The following is a 5758-nucleotide window of genomic DNA, read 5'->3' as shown; positions in this document are numbered from 1 at the left end:
ATACAAGACACCGTTAGAAGCATTTAACGAAGAACAAGCTAAGTGTTGCACTTAGCTTGACAATTCGTCATTAATATTATTTTATATTTTTAGTTTAATAAAATATCTTAAAAAAATAATTAAAAAATTAACAATATTGTGATAAAAATCACATACTTGAATGATTTCTATAAGTATAATAACTATTGTTGAGGAGTGATTAAGTAAATTTGTTGAATGAAAAGTGAAAAAATTAACAAATGAATTTAATTCAACTCTATTACACAAGATATATATAGAACTTATTTATTAGTTTATTTTTAAATTTTAGGAGGAATCATGAATAATAAGTCACTAATACAAAAGATTAAAAACTTACCAGTTCCAATTTTACCAACCATGGTAGGGGCATCAACTTTAGCTAATGTATACTCAGGTATGGGATATACATGGGTAAGACATTTAACTATATGGGCAGCAATTGCTGTTTTAATAGCATATATAGTTAAAATGGTTGCTCACTTTGATACTGTAAAAAATGAATATTCAAATACAGTTCCAGCATCACTTTATGCAGGATTTACAATGATAACTATGATTATTGGTAGTTATATTTATACTTATAATGCGGCTTTTGGTAAGGCACTTTGGTTTATAGGTTTAATATTACATGCAATTCACATTCTAATATTTACATATAGAAACGTAGTAAAAGGTGTTAATATGCAAACTTTCGTTCCAAGTTGGTTTGTTACATATAATGGTATAATGGTTTCTACAGTAGTTGGTGGAGTTATGAATGAACCTTTAATAGGTAAAATAGTTGTATACTATGGTATTGCAGTATTTACTATAATAATTCCATTTATGATTTATAGATTAGCAAAATATGAAATCAAAGATCCAATGTATCATACTCAAGCAATTGTACTTGCACCATCAAGTCTTTGTTTAGTAAGTTACCTTAATTTTATTCAAACACCAAATAAATTTATAGTTTATTATTTATACTTTGCAGTAATTTGTGCATTAATATTCATAATAAGCAAATTACCAAAATTCTTCTCATATATTTTCCATCCAGGATTTGCAGGACTTACGTTCCCTATGGCTATAGGAATTGTAGCTTCAACAAAGATGTCTGCTTACTTAATAGGTCAAGGATATGAAACTTTTGGTTATATTGTAAATCAAATAGCTGGAATTCAAATATACATAACAACTGGTATAATATCAGTAGTATTATTTAAATTCTTTATGATGTTAGTAGATAGTTATAAAAATAAATAAAATTTTATAATTTAATAAAATATGCTCCTTATATAGTGTCTAATTTAAATGATGAAACTATATGATGAGCATATTAATTTTATATTTGAAGATTTAATTTTAAAAATGTTTAGTTGGTTTATCAATTTCATAAGGTGTTTTTTCATTTGCCTTATTTTTCACTTTTTCTGCATAATCATTACAGCTAGGATCAGATTTTGAACAACATTTACTCATTTCATTCACCTCTTTTAACTGAAGTATTAAATTAGTTATTAATTTTGCATCTATAAAAGATTTTCCACTAATAACACATAAATAGTTTAACCTAATAAATTAAAAAATATATCTGATAAATATAGGGATAAGTAGCAATAAAATTTTGTATAAAGAATAAGAAATAATAAAAAATATTAATATTGACATAGAAATAAAAAGTATTATAATTAAAACATACCCCCCTGGGGTGGGGGGTAATATGGAGGAGAACTATGGAAGAAAGAAAAAAAGCAATTCAAAATTTAAAAATAGCAAAAGGACAAATTGAAGGAATAATAAAAATGATTGAAGATGAAAGATACTGTATTGACGTTTCTAATCAAATAATTGCAGTTCAATCATTATTAAAAAAGGCAAATATGCAAATTTTAAAAAGACATTTAGATCATTGTGTTAAAGATGCGATAATAAATAATAATGGCGATGAAAAGATAGATGAAATAATGAATCTTTTTGAGAAGATATCTAAATAAGGAAAGGAGAGAAATTAAATGGATAAAAAATATAAAATTGGTGGAATGACATGTTCTGCATGTGCAAATAGAGTAGAACGTGGAATTAAAAAAATGGAAGGCATGAAAGATGCTAGTGTTAATTTTACTACAGAAACATTAACAGTAAGTTTTGATGAGAATAAAGTAACATCAAATGAAATAGAAAAGAAAGTAGAAGTTCTTGGATATTCAGTAATTAAAAATATAAAAACCCATACTTATAGGGTTGAAGGAATGACATGTGCAGTATGTGCTGGTAGAGTTGAAAAAGTAACAAAAAAAATAGAAGGTGTTCAAGATTCGGTAGTTAATTTAACTACTGAAAAAATGAGTATTACAGTTGATGACGATATAGTAACTTACGGAGATATTAAAAGAGCTGTAGAAAAAGCTGGCTATAAGCTTGTAAGAGAAGAAGAAAAAGAAAATACAGAAAAAAAATTATCTGATAAAGATAAATTATTAAGAAGACTTATTTTTTCATGTATTTTTACAATTCCACTTTTAATAGTTACTATGGGACACATGGTGGGAATGCCATTGCCTAAGATAATAGACCCTATGGTTAATCCAATGAACTTTGCTGTATTTCAAATTATATTAACAGTTCCAGTTATGGCTATAGGATATAAATTCTATTTAATTGGATTTAAAAATTTGATAAAGTTAAGTCCAAATATGGATTCACTAATAGCTGTAGGAACAAGTGCAGCTTTTCTTTATAGTGTATTTGGAATGTATAAAATAGCTACTGGTGATACAAGCTATGCTATGCATTTATATTTCGAAGCAGCAGTTACAATATTAACACTTATAACACTTGGAAAATATTTAGAAGCAATATCAAAAGGAAAAACATCTGAAGCAATTAAAAAATTAATGGGCTTAGCACCAAAAACAGCAACTATTATTAGAGAAGGTAACGAAATAGTAATTCCAATAGATGAAGTTGTAGTTGGAGATATAATATTAGTTAAGCCAGGAGAAAAGTTACCAGTTGATGGTGAAGTTATTGAAGGTTCAACAGCAATAGATGAATCAATGCTTACTGGAGAAAGTATACCAGTTGAAAAAATAGTTGGAAGTAATGTAATAGGTGCAAGTATTAACAAAACAGGCTTTATTAAATATAAGGCTACAAAGGTGGGGGGAGATACAGCATTATCTCAAATAATTAAATTGGTTGAAGATGCACAAGGATCAAAAGCACCAATTGCAAAGATGGCAGATGTTATTTCAGCATACTTTGTTCCGATAGTAATCGGGCTTGCTATTTTTTCAGCAATTGCATGGTTAATAGCTGGAGAAACACCGGTATTTGCATTAACAATATTTATATCAGTACTAGTAATTGCGTGCCCTTGTGCTTTGGGATTAGCAACACCTACAGCAATAATGGTTGGTACAGGTAAAGGTGCAGAAAATGGAGTATTAATTAAAGGTGGAGAAGCATTAGAAATTACTCATAAAATTAATACTATAGTATTTGATAAAACAGGTACAATAACAGAAGGAAAACCAGTTGTTACTGATATAGTATCTAGAGGGAAAGAAAATAATATATTATTAGCTTTAGCTGCAAGTGCAGAAAAGGGATCTGAACATCCATTAGGTGAAGCTATAGTAAGAGCAGCAATAGAAAAAAATATTGAATTAAAATCATTAGAAAATTTCAATGCAATACCTGGTCATGGAATAGAGGTAGTAATAGAAAATGAATCAATTTTATTAGGAAACTTAAAATTGATGAAGGAAAGGTCAATAGACATAGGTGAATTAAGGGGTGAAGCAGATAGATTAGCAAATGAGGGTAAAACCCCTATGTTTATTGCAATAAATAATTCATTAGAAGGAATTATTGCAGTTGCTGATACAGTAAAGCCAAGTAGTATTAATGCAATTAAAGAGCTTCATAACATGGGAATTAAAGTTGCAATGATTACAGGAGACAATAAAAAGACTGCTGAAGCTATTGCAAAGCAAGTAGGAATAGATATAGTTTTATCAGAAGTATTGCCTGAAGATAAAGCAAACGAAGTTAAAAAGTTACAAGGAAAAGATGATAAAGTTGCAATGGTAGGAGATGGAATCAATGATGCACCAGCATTAGCACAAGCAGATATAGGAATAGCAATTGGATCAGGAACAGATGTAGCAATTGAATCAGCAGATATAGTTCTTATGAGAAGCGATTTAATGGATGTTATAGTAGCTATTAAGTTAAGTAAAGCGACAATAAGAAATATAAAACAAAATTTATTCTGGGCATTTGGATATAATGTTTTGGGAATACCTGTAGCCATGGGGGTATTACACATATTTGGAGGACCATTACTTAATCCAATGATTGCCGCAGCAGCAATGAGTTTAAGTTCAGTTTCAGTATTAGCTAATGCTTTAAGACTTAAGAAGTTTAAGGCTTAAAATTTAATTAGTAAAAAATAATTATTTTATAAATAATTTTATTTAATAAAATTAACAATATAAATATGAAATTTTTATATTTGGTTTTGATAATTTAAGGAGGAGATATTAATGTTAAAAAAGATATTTATTGAAGGTATGAGTTGTAATCATTGTGTAAATCATGTAAAAGAAGCTTTAGCAGAGCTAAAAGATTCAGGCAAAATTCAAGTGAATTTAGAAGAAAAGTATGCCATAGTTGAAACATCTTCTAACAATGATGAAATTAAAGAAAAGATTGAAGATCAAGGCTATGATGTAGTATCAATCGAAAGTATGTAGCTAAATTTAATACTAATTTAGTAAGAAAGAAATAAAAAATAAGCAGTAAATTGAAGTGGTAAGTTAAAAAATAAATATAGGTTTATTTAATTAAAACTATATTTTTAGAAAATCCATTAGGAGTTTCAATATTAACTTACCACTTATAATTTGTCATAAAAAAATATTGTATAGTAATATTTTTTTATCAGTATCTTAGTACATGTCTGTAATTATTGGCTACATAATTATATCCGTCAATCCAATAATCTAATAAATCAGGTCTATAATTTAATAAATCTTGTAAAAACTTATCAAATACCTTTAACTTCAAAAGTAATTTAATTATGTCTTTAGGATAGGGGGTGTTTTTTACATAAGGTTTTCTTGGATCAATAACTTTAATTTTTTCGTTAGAATCAATAAAAATATGAGCATTTCTAACATTAAGTCTTTTAAACTTTAATCTTTTTAAATCTTCGAGTAAATCTATTATTTCTTTAGAAAGAGAATAGGATAAGCCTTTTTTTTGAATATATTCATAGAGATTTTCACCTTGGACATATTCTCTAACAACTATATTGCTCACTCTAATCAATACATTTGGAAAAAAAGGACTATCTTTTACATCATCAAGAATAGAAACCTCTTTTTTAGCAGCTTTTATTGTATTAAACTGCTTAATAGCAAAACCTTCTGGAGTAAGAAAAACACTTCCTTCAGCTCCGGATCCAAGTAAAATACAATCATTTAATTCTATGGTATAGTTCATAATATCACTTAAATTATTGCTTAGGATAGTATATGCAAACTACTGGAAAAATTCTAGCAATAATTTAATTAATGGTTCATAATATTAGAAATTAATTTCTAATATTATAGAAAATATGATATAATCATGTAAATATTGTGCTAAAAAATAATATTAAAAACAAGGAATCTGTTAAGCTGATATGAAAAAATAGCTTGATTTTTCATAGAATTGCTCGCTCTTTGAAAATTATATAAGTTTA

General features: G+C 27.4%; 5 protein-coding genes. 4 read left to right on the top strand and 1 reads right to left on the bottom strand.

Going from position 1 to position 5758, the window contains the following annotated elements:
- Positions 1 to 318 precede the first annotated feature (318 nt).
- The 4 genes from ABUA17_RS18250 to ABUA17_RS18235 all read left to right on the top strand — a co-directional run bounded on the left by ABUA17_RS18250 (position 319) and on the right by ABUA17_RS18235 (position 4766).
- Positions 319 to 1269 (top strand): TDT family transporter, encoded by a 951-nt coding sequence (locus ABUA17_RS18250; protein ID WP_042394804.1) that lies wholly within the window; start codon positions 319 to 321, stop codon positions 1267 to 1269.
- A gap of 470 nt (positions 1270 to 1739) precedes the next feature.
- The gene (locus tag ABUA17_RS18245; RefSeq protein WP_042394801.1) at positions 1740 to 2000 is read left to right on the top strand and encodes a metal-sensing transcriptional repressor; all 261 of its coding nucleotides are present in this window, start codon (positions 1740 to 1742) and stop codon (positions 1998 to 2000) included.
- An 18-nt stretch (positions 2001 to 2018) separates the two neighbouring features.
- Positions 2019 to 4445 (top strand): heavy metal translocating P-type ATPase, encoded by a 2427-nt coding sequence (locus tag ABUA17_RS18240; RefSeq protein ID WP_195951874.1) that lies wholly within the window; start codon positions 2019 to 2021, stop codon positions 4443 to 4445.
- Between the two features lie 111 nt (positions 4446 to 4556).
- Positions 4557 to 4766 (top strand): heavy-metal-associated domain-containing protein, encoded by a 210-nt coding sequence (locus tag ABUA17_RS18235; RefSeq protein ID WP_042394795.1) that lies wholly within the window; start codon positions 4557 to 4559, stop codon positions 4764 to 4766.
- Between the two features lie 187 nt (positions 4767 to 4953).
- Here ABUA17_RS18235 and ABUA17_RS18230 read toward each other — a convergent pair whose 3' ends face one another.
- Positions 4954 to 5517, bottom strand: coding sequence for a protein kinase family protein (locus ABUA17_RS18230; RefSeq protein WP_042394792.1), 564 nt, complete (start codon positions 5515 to 5517; stop codon positions 4954 to 4956).
- Positions 5518 to 5758: the final 241 nt, after the last annotated feature.

Source organism: Clostridium sp. RTP31139st1_H3_RTP31139_211217 (assembly GCF_040227035.1).
Lineage (GTDB): Bacteria > Bacillota > Clostridia > Clostridiales > Clostridiaceae > Clostridium > Clostridium saudiense.
The sequence above is the reverse complement of the archived record's forward strand: the minus strand, read 5'-3'. Positions and strand labels throughout refer to the sequence as shown.

Excerpts from the sequence above, each read along its gene's own strand:
- ABUA17_RS18245 (WP_042394801.1), top strand. The coding sequence starts at position 1,740 with ATGGAAGAAAGAAAAAAAGCAATTCAAAATTTAAAAATAGCAAAAGGA.
- ABUA17_RS18240 (WP_195951874.1), top strand. The coding sequence starts at position 2,019 with ATGGATAAAAAATATAAAATTGGTGGAATGACATGTTCTGCATGTGCA.
- ABUA17_RS18235 (WP_042394795.1), top strand. The coding sequence starts at position 4,557 with ATGTTAAAAAAGATATTTATTGAAGGTATGAGTTGTAATCATTGTGTA.
- ABUA17_RS18230 (WP_042394792.1), bottom strand. The coding sequence starts at position 5,517 with ATGAACTATACCATAGAATTAAATGATTGTATTTTACTTGGATCCGGA.
- ABUA17_RS18250 (WP_042394804.1), top strand. The coding sequence starts at position 319 with ATGAATAATAAGTCACTAATACAAAAGATTAAAAACTTACCAGTTCCA.